This is a genomic window from Paucibacter sp. TC2R-5, from assembly GCF_025717605.1.
In the GTDB taxonomy this organism is placed as follows: Bacteria; Pseudomonadota; Gammaproteobacteria; order Burkholderiales; family Burkholderiaceae_C; genus Paucibacter_A; species Paucibacter_A albus.
Genome location: NZ_JAJIRQ010000018.1, coordinates 1 through 17,056 on the forward strand (window position 1 = coordinate 1; position 17,056 = coordinate 17,056).

Consider the following 17,056-nt stretch of genomic DNA (forward strand, 5'->3'; position numbering starts at 1 on the left):
GACGTGCGGCTTGGTACGTTCAAATTTGCTTTTTGCCATTTGTATTCTCCGAAAAGAGCATTTTGCCAATCTACTGGTTTAGCGTTTCCACAGCACCTTGAACCCCCAGCGATTGGCAACTGGGGCGGCGACTGCAAAGACGAACTCTTGATACAAAAAGGAGGTCAGCCCAATGGCCAGCCTCCTTGATGACTCTTACTTGCCGCGTGCGGTGATGATCGCCTCGGCCACGTTCTTAGGAGCTTCGCTGTAATGCTTGAACTCCATTGTGTACGTCGCACGACCTTGGGTCGCAGAACGCAGTGTGGTCGAGTAGCCAAACATTTCCGACAACGGAACTTCAGCCTTGATGACCTTGCCGCCACCGACCATGTCGTCCATACCTTGAACCATACCGCGACGGCTGGACAGGTCGCCCATCACGTTACCGGCGTAGTCTTCAGGGGTCTCGACTTCCACAGCCATCATTGGCTCCAGAATCACCGGCGAAGCGCGGCGGCAGCCTTCCTTGAAGCCCAAGGAAGCGGCCATCTTGAACGCGTTTTCGTTCGAGTCAACTTCGTGGTAAGAACCGAAAGTCAATGTGACCTTCACGTCCACAACCGGGAAGCCGGCCAACACGCCGTTAGGCAGCGACTCAAGCACACCCTTCTCAACCGCAGGGATGAATTCACGTGGAACCACACCGCCCTTGATCGCGTCGACGAACTCGAAGCCCTTGCCCGGCTCTTGCGGCTCAACCGTCAGCACCACGTGACCGTATTGACCCTTACCACCCGACTGACGAACGAACTTGCCGTCGACATCTGCAACCGACTTGCGAATGGTTTCGCGGTAGGCCACTTGTGGCTTGCCGACGTTGGCTTCAACGCCGAACTCGCGCTTCATGCGGTCGACAATGATTTCCAGGTGCAACTCGCCCATGCCGGAAATGATGGTCTGGCCCGACTCTTCGTCGGTACGCAGGCGGAACGATGGATCTTCCTTGGCCAAACGGCCCAGAGCGATACCCATCTTTTCCTGGTCAGCCTTAGTCTTTGGCTCAACCGCTTGCGAGATCACTGGCTCAGGGAACACCATCTTTTCCAAGGTGATGATCGACTCTGGATCGCACAATGTTTCGCCGGTGGTCACGTCCTTCAAGCCCACGCATGCTGCGATGTCGCCGGCCAGAATTTCCGAGATTTCCTCGCGCTGGTTGGCGTGCATCTGCAAGATACGACCGATACGCTCTTTCTTGCTGCGAATCGGGTTGTAGACCGAATCACCCGACTTCAAGACGCCCGAATAGACGCGCACGAAAGTCAGCTGACCCACATACGGGTCGGTCATCAGCTTGAAGGCCAGAGCCGAGAACTTGGCCGAGTCAGACGCTTCGCGAGTCACTGGCTTGTCGTCTTCGTCCGTGCCCGGCACTGGAGGAACGTCCAGCGGCGAAGGCATGAAGTCGATCACGCCGTCCAGCATGCGCTGCACGCCCTTGTTCTTGAACGCGGTACCGCAGAACATCGGCTGGATTTCGGCAGCCAAGGTACGCGTACGGATGCCCTGCATGACTTCAGCATCGCTGAGTTCACCGGTTTCCAGGTACTTGTTCATCATGTCTTCGTTCGACTCGGCGGCGGCTTCAACCAGGTTGTCGCGCCACTTTTGTGCTTCGGCCAACATTTCGGCCGGAATTTCACGGTAGTCGAACTTCATGCCCTGGGACGCTTCGTCCCAGTAGATGGCCTTCATCACGGTCAAGTCGATGACGCCTTGGAAGTTGTCTTCGGCACCAATCGGCAGTACCACGGGCACTGGATTGGCCTTCAGACGCGCCTTCATCTGGTCATAGACCTTGTAGAAGTTGGCACCCGTGCGGTCCATCTTGTTGACGAAGGCAAGGCGTGGAACCTTGTACTTGTTAGCTTGACGCCACACAGTCTCGGACTGTGGCTGCACGCCACCGACGGCGCAATAGACCATGCAAGCACCGTCCAACACACGCATCGAACGCTCAACTTCAATCGTGAAGTCAACGTGCCCGGGGGTGTCAATGATGTTGATGCGGTGCTCGGCGCGGCTTGCGTCCATGCCCTTCCAGAAGCAAGTCGTGGCAGCCGACGTAATCGTGATGCCGCGCTCTTGCTCTTGCTCCATCCAGTCCATGGTGGCAGCGCCATCATGGACTTCACCGATCTTGTGGTTCACACCGGTGTAGTAAAGGATCCGCTCTGTCGTCGTTGTCTTACCGGCGTCAATGTGCGCCGAGATACCGATATTGCGGTAGCGCTCGATAGGGGTCTTGCGTGCCATGATGTCACTCCAAAAAGGCAGGAGCCGCCAGCGGGTTAGTATTAACCCGAGGCGGCCGGAACTTGGTAGTTTAGAAGCGGAAGTGCGAGAACGCCTTGTTGGCTTCTGCCATGCGGTGAACTTCGTCACGCTTTTTCATGGCGCCGCCGCGGCCTTCAGCGGCCTCGAGCAACTCGTTAGCCAAACGCTGGAACATCGACTTCTCACCGCGCTTGCGGGCCGATTCCTTCAGCCAACGCATGGCCAAAGCCATCCGGCGAACGGGGCGAACTTCCACGGGAACTTGGTAGTTTGCACCGCCGACACGGCGTGACTTCACTTCAACCATTGGCTTGACGTTGTTCAGGGCGACCATGAACACTTCCAGCGGATCTTTGCCGGCCTTCTTTTCGATTTGCTCCAAAGCGCCATAAATGATGCGCTCTGCAACGGCCTTCTTGCCCGATTCCATGATCACGTTCATGAATTTGGACAGGTCAACATTACCGAATTTTGGATCAGGCAGGATTTCCCGCTTGGGTACTTCGCGACGACGTGGCATGGGATTCTTCCTCTTGCTTCAGTTGGTACGGGCATATGCCCTGCACCGTTGGATGGCCACCGACTTCTGGGGCATCCACTTACTCGATCTATTGCCACTCTTGAGAGCGACATAAGTCGAAAAATATCGAGCGCCAGCAAAATGCCGGGCCGACATGGCTTGTATTACTTGTTCTTCGGACGCTTCGCGCCGTACTTGGAGCGCGACTGCTTGCGGTCTTTCACGCCTTGCAAGTCGAGTGATCCACGCACGATGTGGTAACGCACACCTGGCAAGTCCTTGACCCGGCCGCCACGCACCAGCACAACGCTGTGCTCTTGCAAGTTGTGGCCTTCACCGCCGATGTACGAGATAACCTCGAAACCGTTGGTCAGACGCACCTTGGCGACTTTACGCAAAGCCGAGTTAGGCTTCTTAGGAGTCGTGGTGTACACGCGTGTGCACACGCCACGACGCTGGGGGCAACCCTGCATCGCTGGCGACTTAGATTTCGTGACCTCGGTCTCTCGACCGTGGCGCACGAGTTGATTGATTGTTGGCATAAGTAACTTGTTCCCGTTTGAAGTCACACGCTTCGGCTTAAAGGCACTCAGGATGAGTGCAAGCCCTGTGTAGCCCCTTGCAAAACCGACAAACCCAAAGGAATTCGCCGGATTTTCTTAGTGCGCCGCGCCATGCGGAGCACTTGAGGATGCTTCGGCCGCGCGAAATGCGCAGCAAGGCCCGCCGAAGAGCCTGTGATTGTAGTCCAGAACAGTCCTAAGATACAAGTGGCGCATTTGCCGCAGGTGGATCGCCTACCTTTTCCCTCGACTAATACCCACAGTTGACCAGTTGTCCCAGGTCGGAAGTCTATGGATTCAAGTCACAACACGCCCACGATGATCCCAGTAATCCCAGTCCCCACGAACGCAGCTCCACCGAAGGTTGTCATTGACACCCAAGTCATCATGGATTGGTTGGTCTTCAACAATCAAAGCGTTGCCCCTTTGATTCAGGCCGTGCAAACCCAGGCCTTGATATGGATTGGCCTCGCCGCCATGAAGGCGGAGTTACTGCATGTGCTGGGGCGCGGCATTGCCGCGAGTTACGGGCCCGATCTTGTTTTGATTGACCAAGAGTTTGCGCGCTGGTGCCATCTGATAGAAAAGGATCCCCTGCCCGCGATTCGGCTGGTCTGCCGGGACAAGGACGATCAGATGTTCATCGACCTAGCCTTGGCCGAACAGGCGAGCTTTCTGATTTCGCGCGACCGGGCGGTTTTGGCCTTGGCGAAACGTGCGCGGCGAGTCGGGCTTGCGATCATGACACCGGAGGCTTGGATCAAGCAGGCAACACCCTCAGCCCTGGGGGTTGCGCAAGCACAATGAAAAAAGGCCGCCCATAGGGCGGCCTTTTCAATTGAGGGCGAAAGCTCTCAGTGCTTATTCAGCACTGCCTTCGATGTCCGCGTCAACGTGAGCCATCTGAGCGGAAGCCAATTCTTCGGCCTCCTGCTGAGCAATCGCGCGACGTTCGGTGTCGTCCATCTTTTCCTTGGCAATACGAGCACGGTGGAATGCCATGCCTGTACCTGCCGGGATCAAACGTCCAACGATGACGTTTTCCTTCAAGCCGCGCAGCTCGTCGCGCTTGCCCATGATGGCAGCCTCGGTCAGCACGCGGGTGGTTTCCTGGAAGGAAGCCGCCGAGATGAAGGAGTCGGTCGACAAGGAAGCCTTGGTAATACCCATCAGCACGTCGACGTGGGTGGCAATCATCTTGCCTTCCTTGCGCAGACGGTCGTTGGTATCCAGCAGCTCCGAGCGCTCAACTTGCTCGTTGATGATGTACTTCGAATCGCCGGAGTTGGTGATTTGCACACGACGCAGCATCTGGCGAACGATCACCTCGATGTGCTTGTCGTTGATCTTCACGCCCTGCAAGCGATACACGTCCTGCACTTCGTCGACGATGTAGCGAGCCAGCTCTTCGATGCCCAGCAAACGCAGGATGTCTTGTGGGTCGGCCGAGCCGTCCACAATCAATTCGCCGCGGTTGACCACCTGGCCTTCGTGCACCAAGATGTTCTTTTCCTTGGGCACCAGCTCTTCGTGCTTCTTGCCATCCGGATCGGTAATTTCCAGGCGATTCTTGCCCTTGGTTTCCTTACCGAAGGAGACCGTACCGGTCATCTCGGCCAGCAGACCCACATCCTTAGGTGAACGGGCCTCAAACAGCTCGGCAACCCGCGGCAAGCCGCCGGTAATGTCTCGCGTCTTCTGACCTTCCATGGGGATACGAGCCAGCACTTCGCCCGGAGCCAATTCTTGACCGTCGCGCACCTGAATCAGCGCGCCGACTGGGAAGCCAATCGTCACCGAGTGATCGGTGCCAGGAATCTTGACTTCGTTGCCATTGGCGTCGAGCAACTTGACCTGTGGACGCACCACCTTGGTCGCGCCGCGGCGCTTGGCGTCAATCACCACCAGTGTGGACAAACCGGTCACTTCGTCGACCTGCTTGGCCACCGTGACGCCCTCTTCCACATTCTCGAACTTCGCCTGACCGGCGAACTCGGTAATGATTGGACGGGTCAGCGGATCCCAATTGGCAAGAATAGTACCGGCCTTGATGGCTTGATCAGCACGGATGCTCAACACGGCGCCATAAGGCACCTTGTGGCGCTCGCGCTCGCGGCCATGGGGATCGGCAATGATGATTTCGCCGGAACGCGAAATCACCACCAAATCACCCTTGCCGTTGGTCACGTAGCGCATCGTCGCATTGAAGCCGATCAAGCCTTCGGACTTCGCATCAACGCTGGAGGCAACCGCCGCACGCGAAGCCGCACCACCGATGTGGAAGGTACGCATGGTCAGCTGGGTGCCCGGCTCACCGATCGACTGCGCCGCGATCACACCGACGGCTTCGCCGATATTGACCATGCCGCCACGACCCAAGTCGCGGCCATAGCAATGGGCGCACAGACCGAACCGGGTCGCGCAGGTCAGCGGCGTGCGGACCTTGATCTCGTCCACGCCATGCGTTTCCAGCATGTCCAGCGTGTCTTCGTCCAGCATGCTGAGCGCAGGCAACACAACTGCTTGCGTTTCTGGATGCAGCACGTCGATCGCAGTCACGCGGCCGAGCACGCGGTCACGCAAGGACTCGATCACTTCACCGCCCTCAACCAGAGCGCGCATCGCCATACCGTTTTCGGTACCGCAATCTTCTTCGATCACCACCAAGTCTTGCGTCACGTCCACCAAGCGACGTGTCAGGTAACCCGAGTTCGCCGTCTTCAAAGCCGTATCCGCCAGCCCCTTACGAGCACCGTGGGTGGAAATGAAGTACTGCAGAACGTTCAGACCTTCGCGGAAGTTCGCGGTAATCGGCGTCTCGATGATGGAGCCGTCAGGCTTGGCCATCAAACCCCGCATACCGGAGAGCTGGCGAATCTGCGCCGCAGAACCCCGAGCACCCGAGTCGGCCATCATGTAGATGGAGTTGAAGGACTCCTGATCCACTTGATTGCCGTGACGGTCGGTCGTCTTCTGCTTGGACAACTGGCTCATCATGACCTTGCCGACTTCGTCGCCGGTCTTGCCCCAGATGTCCACCACCTTGTTGTAACGCTCGCCGGAAGTCACCAAACCGGAGATGTACTGCTGTTCAATCTCCTTGACTTCCTTCTCGGCGCGCTCGATCAGCATCGGCTTCTCGGGCGGCACCAACATATCGTCAACAGCGATCGAAATACCTGCACGCGTTGCCAGCTTGAAACCAGCTTGCAGCAGCTTGTCTGCCAAGACGACCGTTTCCTTCAGTCCGCACTTGCGGAATGACATATTGATCAGCTTGGAGATTTCTTTCTTCTTCAAGGCCTTGTCGATGTTGGCGAACGGCAAGCCCTTAGGCAAGATTTCGCTCAGCAAAGCGCGGCCAACTGTCGTACTCACCAGCTTGGTCTCAGGGATCCATTCGATCTCCTGACCCTCGACCACGGCGCCCTTGGTGTACTGCACCATGCGCACATTGATACGGGCAGTGATTTCCACGGCGCCGTTTTCCAGCGCGCGGATCAACTCGGAGATGTCCGAGAAGACCATGCCCTCGCCCTTGCCGTTGATGCGCTCGCGGGTGGCGTAGTACAAGCCCAGCACCACGTCTTGCGACGGCACGATCGACGGCTCGCCTGAAGCCGGGAAAAGCACGTTGTTGGAGGCCAGCATCAGCGTGCGGGCTTCCATTTGCGCTTCGATCGACAGTGGCACGTGAACAGCCATCTGGTCACCGTCGAAGTCGGCGTTGAAGGCGGCGCAAACCAGCGGATGCAGCTGGATGGCCTTGCCTTCGATCAACACCGGCTCAAAGGCCTGAATGCCCAAACGGTGCAGGGTAGGCGCACGGTTCAGCAGCACCGGGTGCTCCTTGATGACCTCTTCCAGGATGTCCCAAACGACTGGCGAGCCGGATTCGACTTCCTTCTTGGCAGCCTTGATCGTCGTCGCGATGCCCATGGCTTCGAGGCGCGAGAAGATGAAGGGCTTGAACAACTCAAGCGCCATCAACTTGGGCAAACCGCACTGGTGCAGCTTCAGCGTTGGGCCCACCACAATGACCGAACGGCCAGAATAGTCGACGCGCTTACCCAGCAAGTTCTGACGGAAACGACCGCCCTTGCCCTTGATCATGTCGGCCAGCGACTTCAGTGCACGCTTGTTGGCGCCCGTCATGGCCTTGCCGCGACGACCGTTGTCCAGCAGCGAGTCAACCGCTTCCTGCAACATGCGCTTTTCGTTGCGCACGATGATTTCAGGAGCCTTCAACTCCAGCAAACGCGCCAGGCGGTTGTTGCGGTTGATGACGCGGCGATACAGGTCGTTCAAGTCGGAGGTCGCGAAGCGGCCGCCGTCCAGCGGCACCAGCGGACGCAGGTCCGGTGGCAACACGGGCAGCACTTCCAGCACCATCCAGTTTGGCTTGATGCCCGAACGCTTGAAGGCCTCCATCACCTTGAGGCGCTTGGAATTCTTCTTGACCTTCAGCTCGGAGCCGGTCATGTCGTTGCGCAGGCGATCGATCTCGACGTCGAGATCCATATCTTCCAGCAAGCGCTTGACGCCTTCGGCACCCATCAGGGCAACAAATTCATCACCGAACTCGACGACCTTCGCGTCGTAGTCATCCTCGGTCATGATCGTGAATTTCTTCAACGGTGTCATGCCTGGGTCAACGACCACATACGCTTCAAAGTACAACACGCGTTCGATGTCGCGCAGCGTCATGTCCAGCACCAGACCCAAGCGCGAAGGCAGGGACTTCAGGAACCAGATGTGGGCACAAGGGGCGGCCAGGTCGATATGACCCATGCGGTCACGGCGAACCTTGGTCTGGGTGACTTCAACGCCGCACTTCTCGCAGATCACGCCGCGATGCTTCAGACGCTTGTACTTGCCGCACAGGCATTCGTAGTCCTTGATAGGCCCGAAGATCTTGGCGCAGAACAAGCCGTCGCGCTCGGGCTTGAAGGTGCGGTAGTTGATGGTTTCAGGCTTCTTCACCTCACCAAATGACCACGAACGAATCTTCTCGGGCGATGCGAGCCCGATCTTGATGGCGTCGAAGTGTTCATCCGGGGTGAACTGCTTGAACAGGTCCAGTAAGCCTTTCATGGCTTTCTCCTAATTTGTGTTTGGAAGCGAATCTAGAAACGAATGGAGGGCAGAGTCACCGCAATTGCGGCGCCCTGCCACGCACAGCGCTTAGTTACGCTCCAACTCAATATCGATACCGAGCGACCGGATTTCCTTGACCAACACATTGAACGATTCCGGCATGCCGGCTTCGATCGTGTGCTCACCCTTGACGATGCTCTCGTAGACCTTGGTTCGGCCGTTCACGTCATCGGACTTGACCGTCAGCATTTCCTGCAAGATATAGGAGGCGCCATAAGCTTCCAGCGCCCACACCTCCATCTCACCGAAACGCTGGCCACCGAACTGAGCCTTACCACCCAGCGGCTGCTGAGTGACCAAGCTGTACGGGCCGGTCGAACGGGCGTGCATCTTGTCGTCCACCAAGTGGTGCAACTTCAGCACATGCATATAGCCTACGGTCGTCGGACGCTCGAAAGCCTCGCCGGTACGGCCATCAGACAGGAATGCCTGGGTGCGCGTAGCTGTCAAGCCCTTCTTGGCGGCGATGTCATCCGGATACGCCAGCTTCAGCATGGCGCGGATTTCTTCTTCCTTCGCACCGTCAAACACCGGCGTTGCGAACGGCACACCGTTGGTCAGGTTATGCGCCATCTCAACGATTTCGGTGTCGTTCAGATCGTCGAGGTGTTCCTTCTTGCCGGACTGGTTGTACAGCTCGTCGAAGAACTTGCGCAACTCGGCCACTCGGGCTTCTTGCTGCAACATGTCGCCGATGCGCTGGCCAATACCCTTGCCGGCCCAACCCAGGTGCACTTCCAAAACCTGACCCACGTTCATCCGCGAAGGCACGCCCAGCGGGTTCAAGACGATGTCAACGGTGGTGCCGTCGGCCATATAAGGCATGTCTTCGATCGGAGCGATCTTGGACACAACGCCCTTGTTACCGTGACGACCGGCCATCTTGTCACCTGGCTGCAAGCGACGCTTGACGGCCAAATAGACCTTGACCATCTTCAGCACGCCGGCCGGCAACTCATCACCTTGCGTCAACTTCTTGCGCTTTTCTTCAAAGCCCAAGTCGAAGCTGTGGCGGGTCTGCTCGAGCGAGTTCTTGATCGACTCCAATTGGTTGGCGACCTCGTCCTCGGCGGGACGGATATCGAACCAGTGGAATTTCTCGACGCTCTGCAGATAGGCCTTGTCGATGACGGTGCCCTTGGCGATCTTCTGCGGGCCGCCGTTGGCCACGCGGCCGGTCAGCAGCTTCTCGATTCGGTCGAACGAGTCGGCCTCCACGATACGCAGTTGGTCGTTCAGGTCTAGGCGGAAGCGCTTCAGCTCATCATCAATGATCTGCTGAGCACGCTTGTCGCGCTGGATGCCTTCACGGGTGAAGACCTGCACGTCGATGACGGTGCCCGAGGTGCCTTGATCGACACGCAGGGACGTGTCTTTCACGTCGGAAGCCTTCTCGCCGAAGATGGCGCGCAACAGCTTCTCTTCAGGCGTCAGCGTGGTCTCACCTTTGGGCGTGACCTTGCCGACCAGCACGTCGCCGGCGTTGACTTCGGCGCCGACGTAGACGATGCCGGACTCATCCAAACGGCCAAGCTGCTGCTCGGACAAGTTCGGAATGTCGCGGGTGATTTCTTCGCTGCCCAGCTTGGTGTCACGCGCATTAACCACCAACTCTTCGATGTGAATCGAGGTGTAGCGGTCTTCGGCGATCACACGCTCCGAGATCAGGATCGAATCCTCGAAGTTGTAGCCGTTCCATGGCATGAAGGCGACCAGCATGTTCTGGCCCAGCGCCAACTCACCGATGTCGGTGGATGCACCGTCAGCAATGATGTCCTCGGCAGCCACCTTGTCACCACGGCGCACGATCGGGCGCTGATGGATATTGGTGTTCTGGTTCGAACGCTGATACTTGATCAGGTTGTAGATGTCGACACCAACTTCACCGGCCACGGTTTCGTTGTCATTGACACGAATCACGATACGGTTGGTATCGACGTAGTCGACGATACCGCCGCGGCGCGCCGCCACAACGGTGCCCGAGTCCTTGGCTGCGACACGTTCCACACCGGTACCGACCATGGCCTTTTCGGGACGCAAGATAGGCACGGCCTGACGCTGCATATTCGCACCCATCAAGGCACGGTTCGCATCATCATGCTCAAGGAATGGCACCAGCGAGGCCGCCACCGACACGATCTGTGTCGGCGCAACGTCCATGTACTGGATGCGCTCTGGGCTGGTCAGCACCGATTCGCCGTTTTCACGCGCCGACACCAACTCGTCCGTCAGCGACCCTTCGCTGCTCAAGGTCGCGTTCGCCTGAGCGATCACGTACTTGCCTTCTTCGATGGCCGACAGATAGTCGATCTGGCTCGTGATCTTGCCGTCGACAACGCGACGATAAGGGGTTTCCAGGAAGCCATACTCGTTCAGCTGTGCGTACAGAGCCAAGGAGTTGATCAGACCAATGTTCGGGCCTTCAGGTGTTTCAATTGGGCAGACACGACCATAGTGAGTCGGGTGCACGTCGCGGACTTCAAAGCCCGCGCGCTCACGCGTCAAACCGCCAGGGCCCAGGGCGGAAACACGACGCTTGTGCGTGATTTCCGACAAGGGGTTGGTCTGGTCCATGAACTGCGACAGCTGCGACGCACCGAAGAACTCTTTCAACGCGGCCGAAATCGGCTTGGAGTTGATCAAGTCATGCGGCATCAAGGCTTCGGTCTCGGCTTGGCCCAGACGTTCCTTGACGGCCTTCTCGATCCGAGCCAGACCCGAACGGTACTGGTTCTCGGCCAACTCGCCGACGCAACGCACGCGACGATTGCCCAAGTGGTCGATGTCATCGACTTCGCCACGGCCATTGCGCAGCTCGACCAAGATCTTGACGACGTCCAGGACGTCTTCGTTCGACAAGGTCATCGCGCCTTCCGGCGTATCGCGACCGGCACGGGCGTTGAACTTCATCCGGCCCACGCGCGACAGATCGTAGGTGTCCGGGTTGTAGAACAGGCGGTTGAACAGCGCTTCGACCGCGTCTTCCGTTGGCGGCTCGCCTGGGCGCATCATGCGATAGATCGCAACGCGCGCGGCCAGCTGGTCAGCGGTTTCGTCGGCGGCCAGGGTCTGGCTGATGTAAGCACCTTCGTCAAGCTCGTTCGTGAACAAGCACTGGACGTCCTTGATGCCGGCCTGACGCAGCTTCTTCAGCAAAGCGTCGGTCAACTCATCATTGGCCTTGGCGATGATCTCGCCGGTGTCGCCGTCGACCATGTTCTTGGCCAACACACGGCCGACCAAGAAGTCTTCAGGCACCGTGACGTGCTGCGTGCCGGACTGCTCCAGTTGGCGCGTGTGTCGCGCGGTGATGCGCTTGTCTTTTTCGACAATGACGGCACCGGACTTGTCGGTGATGTCAAAGCGGGCAACTTCACCCTTCAGACGGTCGGCCACAAATTCCATTTGTGCGCCGGCGTCCATCAGACGGAAATTGTCGAAGACGAAGAAGTGCGCCAGGATTTGCTCGGGGTTCAGGCCGATGGCCTTGAGCAGAATCGTGACGGGCATCTTGCGGCGACGGTCAACGCGGAAGAACAGGATGTCCTTGGCGTCGAATTCAAAGTCCAACCACGAACCGCGGTAAGGAATGATTCGAGCCGAGAACAACAGCTTGCCGCTGGAGTGCGTCTTGCCCTTGTCGTGTTCAAAGAACACGCCAGGCGAACGATGCAACTGGGAGACGATGACACGCTCGGTGCCATTGACGATGAAGGAGCCGTAGTCGGTCATGAGCGGAACTTCGCCCATATAGACTTCTTGCTCCTTGATCTCTTTGACGGTCTTCGCCTGGGGCGATTCACGGTCATAGATGATCATCTGCAGACGCGCGCGCACGGCGGCCGCATACGTCAAACCACGCTGCTGGCACTCGCGAGTGTCAAACGGCGGCTTGGCGATGTTGAATTCGAGGAATTTCATCTCCACGAAACCATTGTGCGAAACAATGGGGAACGCGGAAAGGAAAGCCGCCTGCAGGCCCTCGGGCTTGCGTTTGGCAGGGGGGACGTCCTTTTGCAGGAAGGCTACATAAGCCTCTTTCTGCATGGTGAGCAAATAAGGAACGTTGAGAACGCTCTCACGCTTGCCGAAGCTCTTGCGAATTCGCTTGCGCTCGGTAAAGCTATAGGGGGTTGCTTGCGCCATAAACACTCCGTGTCGAGAGCCCACCCCTGGCCGTGGGACGGGCTTCGTCGGCGACTGGCTTCTCGAACTCCATCCCGGACGGACGGCTCGACGCTTGGTGATTGGCCACTACCAACCGCTGGCGGACAACTTCGGCATTGCACCAAAGCCCGACCAAACCGGTTCTCTGCAGTCGGATCAGAGAACACTTGAAAGAACCGCGCATCATACCTCGCGCGGCACTTTCAACTAATCTCTACCCGGAATAACCCTCAAACGCTAAAAGGGGAGGCCGTGAGGCCACCCCTTTTAAGCCTTGCTAAGCGCCTGTCTATCGATCCGCCCCCAGCCCTCGTCAGGTGGAGCAAAACTTTCAACACGCGCCAATTGCAGGCCTGTCTGCAAAACTGAAGTAGCTCGCAAGCCACCCCAATTCGAGACAATTACTTGACGTCGACCTTAGCGCCGGCTTCTTCAAGCTTCTTCTTGGCGGCTTCGGCATCAGCCTTGGACACGCCTTCCTTGACAGCCTTAGGAGCGCCGTCGACCAGGTCTTTAGCTTCCTTCAGGCCCAGGCCGGTGATTTCGCGAACAGCCTTAATCACGGAAACCTTCTGTGCGCCGCAATCGGTCAGGATCACGTTGAACTCGGTCTGCTCTTCAGCAGCAGCAGCGCCACCAGCTGCGCCACCGGCAGCAGGAGCGGCCATAGCAGCGGCGGACACGCCGAATTTTTCTTCAATGGCCTTGACCAGGTCATTGAGTTCCAGAACGGTCATTGCGTCCAGGGCGGAGATGAATGCGTCTTTATCGAATGCCATTTTTAGGCTCCTAGATAGATTGTTTGATGAGCCGGGTGAGGTGGTGGGTGTCATGCACCCGCCTCGCCCTCAACACATCAATAGTGGTTGCTTTATCAGCAGATCGTTCAGGCGGCAGGTGCAGCTTCTGCTGCAACTTCCGTGGCTTCGGCAGCAGGAGCTGCGCCGGCGGCACGTTGTTCCGACACTGCGGCCAATGCGCGCGCGAAACGCGACACAGGCGACTGCATCAGACCCAAGAGCTGGGCCAGCAAAACTTCCTTGCTTGGGACTGAAGCCAATGCCTTAACGGCGTTGACGTCCAGAGCCTTACCACCGTAGGCACCGCCCTTGATGATCAGTTTGTCGTTGGTTTTAGCGAAGTCAGACATGACTTTCGCAGCAGCGACAGCGTCTTCAGAAAAGCCATAGATCAGCGGGCCGACCATGCTCTCCGAGATGCACTCGAACTGAGTACCGGCGACAGCACGACGCGCCAGGGTGTTCTTCAGCACGTGAAGATACACACCCTTGGCACGCGATTCGACGCGCAGCTTGTTCAAGGCTTCTACGGTGAGGCCACGGTATTCGGCCAACGCCAAGGTCTGCGACTTAGCCGCTTGGGCTGCCACATCCGTAACGACGGCTGCTTTCTCGTTGCGATTGAGACTCAAGGTCTACTCCTCACAAATACGTGCCCTTTGCCTTGCGGCTCTAGACACACCCGGGTTCAGCGACCTTCTGTCCAGAAACCCACCGGGCGACCCTCAACGAATCGACCGACAAATCCTTTACAGCGGGACCGCCATCTGCGCTGGCTTCAAACAAGGCCGCAAGCTTTGACACCTGCGGCACCGTTATCCATTAAGCAAACGCCCGCAAGCATTCGCACCAACGGTCTTGGATGACGCGAATCAGGCTTACACCCGATTCGCCCCACCAATTCTTCAGCACAGCGCCAGACTCGCGCTGCGCAATTCTTTTTTACTTAAGCGGAAGCCTGAGCGTTGATGCTGGACACATCCACACGGGCGCCAACGCCCATGGTGGAAGACACAGCAACCTTGCGCAGATAGACACCCTTGCTGGTCGCTGGCTTGGACTTGTTCAAAGCCTCGATCAGCGCGCGCAAGTTGCCTTCCAGCTTGTCGGTGTCGAACGAGCGACGACCCAAGGTGCCGTGAATGATGCCGCCCTTGTCAACGCGGAACTGGACTTGACCAGCTTTAGCGTTGCGAACAGCAGTCGCGACGTCAGGCGTCACGGTGCCGACCTTGGGGTTAGGCATCAGGCCGCGTGGGCCCAGCACTTGACCCAAGGTACCAACGATACGCATGGTGTCAGGCGAGGCGATGACCACGTCGAAAGGCATGTCACCAGCCTTGATACGCTCGGCCAAATCTTCCATGCCGACGATGTCAGCACCGGCAGCACGGGCTTCGTCAGCCTTGGCGCCTTGGGCGAACACAGCGACGCGCTTGGTCTTGCCGATACCGTGAGGCATCACGACCGCGCCGCGAACGACCTGGTCAGACTTCTTCGAGTCCACGCCCAGCTGAACAGCCACGTCGATGGATTCGTCGAACTTGGCAACGGCCAAGCTCTTCACCAGATTCAGCGCTTCGCTCAGCGAGTACAGCTTGGTCGTCTCGACCTTGCCCAGATTGGCCTTTTGGCGTTTTGTAAGCTTGGCCATATCAGACTCCTTCCACCAGCACGCCCATCGAGCGAGCCGAACCAGCAATCGTACGAACTGCTGCGTCCAAATCGGCGGCAGTCAGGTCCTTGGTCTTGATCTTGGCGATCTCTTCCAACTGGGCGCGGGTCAGCTTGCCGACCTTTTCCAGGTGCGGCTTGGCCGAACCCTTGTCCAACTTGGCCAACTTCTTGATCAAAGCAGTCGCTGGAGGCGACTTGATCACGAAGGTGAAGCTCTTGTCCGCGAAAGCGGTAATCACCACCGGCAGCTTCATGCCTGGCTCATGACCCTGCGTCTGGGCGTTGAACGCCTTGCAGAATTCCATGATGTTCAGGCCACGCTGACCCAGCGCGGGACCGACTGGCGGCGATGGATTCGCCTTGCCTGCCGCTACTTGCAGCTTGATAAAGCCGACAATTTTCTTAGCCATATATTCTCCTGACAGAGTCACGGCGGCTGAGCCGCAACCCCTGAGTGCTAGCGCAAGGGGCTAGCGGCTTGACGCCGCATACCCTTGCTCCTCTTGTTCACATCTCGTTGTGAACTGACTACGGACAGATGCCAGCCGATGACTCGGCCAACAGGCTCTGTCACGCCTTTAAACCTTCTCGACTTGAGCGAAGTCCAACTCGACCGGCGTCGCGCGGCCGAAGATGGTGACCGACACGCTGACCTTGGACTTGTCGTAGTTGACTCCCTCGATGGCGCCGTTGAAGTCCGTGAACGGACCTTCCTTGACGCGCACGATTTCGCCAACCATCCACTCGACCTTTGGCCGCGGCTTCTCGATGCCTTCTTGCATCTGGTTGACGATCTTGTTGACCTCCGCCTCGGAGATCGGAGCAGGACGATTCTTTGCTCCACCCACAAAACCAGTCACCTTGGAAGTGTGCTTGACCAAATGCCAAGTGTCATCTTCCATCACCATTTCAACCAGCACATAGCCTGGGAAAAAGCGTCGCTCGGTGACAGCCTTCTTGCCATTCTTCAACTCAACGACTTCTTCGGTCGGCACCAAGATGCGACCGAACTTGTCTTGCATTTCGGCCCGGTCGATGCGTTCACGCAAATTGCGTTCGACCGCCTTCTCCATACCCGAATAGGCATGCACCACATACCAGCGCTTGGGGAGTCCGGTCGGCACGACGGCCTCGGCCGCGGCATTGCCTTGTTCTTCAGTCATTGCAATCCTTCAACGCTTACTTAACGCTTCCAACCCAAGACCAGGTCGTACAACACCCACTCCAGCGTCTTGTCGGTCAACCAGAGGAACAAAGCCATGATCACCACGAAGGCAAAAACATAGCCGGTCATTTGGCGCGCTTCTTTGTGCGTCGGCCAAACCACCTTGCGCACCTCGCGCGCCGAGTCGCGCCCATAAGCGATCAACGACTTGCCCGATTCGGAAGTAAAAAACGCACCGACCGAAGCCGCCAGCAACACCAGCAGCGCCGCCCATTGCGCGATCGGGCCCTGCTTTGCCAACGCATAGTAGGCGACCAAAGCGGCCGCCAGCAACAGGACAGCACCGGCCAGCTTCGCTTTGTCAGCGCTGGTCGTTACCGTTTCGACTTGAGAATTGGACATTGATTCACTTCCATGCCACACAAAGCTTGCGGACATTCGATATTTCAAACACTTGTTTGGCGATACCCACCAGCAGCAAAGCCCGCCGGGAATAACTCCCGCGGGCCGATTGCCTAGAACCAATAAACCAACAACCGTGATCAGCGGAAGTTGGCAGGGGCGGAGGGTTTCGAACCTTCAACCTTCGGTTTTGGAGACCGACGCTCTGCCAATTGAGCTACGCCCCTATGGCGCTGATAGTTTAAGCGATGATCGTAGCAACCACGCCCGAACCAACGGTACGGCC

At 57.8% G+C, this 17,056-nt stretch carries 13 protein-coding genes and 1 tRNA gene; 2 read left to right on the top strand and 12 right to left on the bottom strand.

Going from position 1 to position 17,056, the window contains the following annotated elements; translation table 11 throughout:
- Window positions 1-189, top strand: a 189-nt coding sequence (locus tag LNV08_RS22535) for a hypothetical protein (RefSeq protein ID WP_263535994.1), incomplete at its 5' end; no start/stop codon positions are given.
- Between the two features lie 6 nt (window positions 190-195).
- On the opposite strand, the gene fusA is transcribed toward LNV08_RS22535, so the two are convergent.
- From fusA to rpsL, 3 genes are all read right to left on the bottom strand, one after another.
- Window positions 196-2,298: an elongation factor G gene (gene fusA, locus LNV08_RS22540; protein WP_263535995.1), complete on the bottom strand. Its 2,103-nt coding sequence runs from the start codon at window positions 2,296-2,298 to the stop codon at window positions 196-198.
- Window positions 2,299-2,368: 70 nt separating this feature from the next.
- Complete coding sequence (gene rpsG, locus LNV08_RS22545; protein ID WP_263535996.1) at window positions 2,369-2,839, bottom strand: 30S ribosomal protein S7; 471 nt, start codon at window positions 2,837-2,839, stop codon at window positions 2,369-2,371.
- A gap of 164 nt (window positions 2,840-3,003) precedes the next feature.
- Window positions 3,004-3,381, bottom strand: a complete 378-nt coding sequence (gene rpsL, locus LNV08_RS22550; RefSeq protein WP_058721899.1) for a 30S ribosomal protein S12 — start codon at window positions 3,379-3,381, stop codon at window positions 3,004-3,006.
- 339 nt (window positions 3,382-3,720) lie between these two features.
- Here rpsL and LNV08_RS22555 point away from each other — a divergent pair, with 339 nt between their 5' ends.
- The gene (locus LNV08_RS22555; RefSeq protein WP_263535997.1) at window positions 3,721-4,209 is read left to right on the top strand and encodes a putative toxin-antitoxin system toxin component, PIN family; all 489 of its coding nucleotides are present in this window, start codon (window positions 3,721-3,723) and stop codon (window positions 4,207-4,209) included.
- A gap of 54 nt (window positions 4,210-4,263) precedes the next feature.
- Here LNV08_RS22555 and rpoC read toward each other — a convergent pair whose 3' ends face one another.
- From rpoC to LNV08_RS22600, 9 genes are all read right to left on the bottom strand, one after another.
- A complete protein-coding gene (gene rpoC / locus LNV08_RS22560; RefSeq protein WP_263535998.1) occupies window positions 4,264-8,496 on the bottom strand; it encodes a DNA-directed RNA polymerase subunit beta' in 4,233 nt (1,410 codons plus the stop codon).
- 90 nt (window positions 8,497-8,586) lie between these two features.
- Complete coding sequence (gene rpoB / locus LNV08_RS22565) at window positions 8,587-12,705, bottom strand: DNA-directed RNA polymerase subunit beta (RefSeq protein WP_263535999.1); 4,119 nt, start codon at window positions 12,703-12,705, stop codon at window positions 8,587-8,589.
- A gap of 422 nt (window positions 12,706-13,127) precedes the next feature.
- Window positions 13,128-13,505: a 50S ribosomal protein L7/L12 gene (gene rplL, locus LNV08_RS22570; protein ID WP_263536000.1), complete on the bottom strand. Its 378-nt coding sequence runs from the start codon at window positions 13,503-13,505 to the stop codon at window positions 13,128-13,130.
- A 107-nt stretch (window positions 13,506-13,612) separates the two neighbouring features.
- On the bottom strand, window positions 13,613-14,158 hold the full coding sequence (rplJ, locus tag LNV08_RS22575) for a 50S ribosomal protein L10 (RefSeq protein WP_263536001.1): 546 nt from the start codon (window positions 14,156-14,158) through the stop codon (window positions 13,613-13,615).
- 314 nt (window positions 14,159-14,472) lie between these two features.
- The gene (gene rplA / locus LNV08_RS22580) at window positions 14,473-15,180 is read right to left on the bottom strand and encodes a 50S ribosomal protein L1 (protein WP_263536002.1); all 708 of its coding nucleotides are present in this window, start codon (window positions 15,178-15,180) and stop codon (window positions 14,473-14,475) included.
- 1 nt (window position 15,181) lies between these two features.
- On the bottom strand, window positions 15,182-15,613 hold the full coding sequence (gene rplK / locus LNV08_RS22585) for a 50S ribosomal protein L11 (protein ID WP_263536003.1): 432 nt from the start codon (window positions 15,611-15,613) through the stop codon (window positions 15,182-15,184).
- A 168-nt stretch (window positions 15,614-15,781) separates the two neighbouring features.
- Window positions 15,782-16,366 carry a transcription termination/antitermination protein NusG gene (nusG, locus tag LNV08_RS22590; RefSeq protein WP_263536004.1) on the bottom strand — a complete coding sequence of 195 codons (585 nt, stop codon included), beginning with the start codon at window positions 16,364-16,366 and terminating at the stop codon, window positions 15,782-15,784.
- 20 nt (window positions 16,367-16,386) lie between these two features.
- Complete coding sequence (gene secE / locus LNV08_RS22595) at window positions 16,387-16,770, bottom strand: preprotein translocase subunit SecE (protein WP_263536005.1); 384 nt, start codon at window positions 16,768-16,770, stop codon at window positions 16,387-16,389.
- 151 nt (window positions 16,771-16,921) lie between these two features.
- Window positions 16,922-16,997 (bottom strand) — tRNA-Trp (locus LNV08_RS22600).
- Window positions 16,998-17,056: the final 59 nt, after the last annotated feature.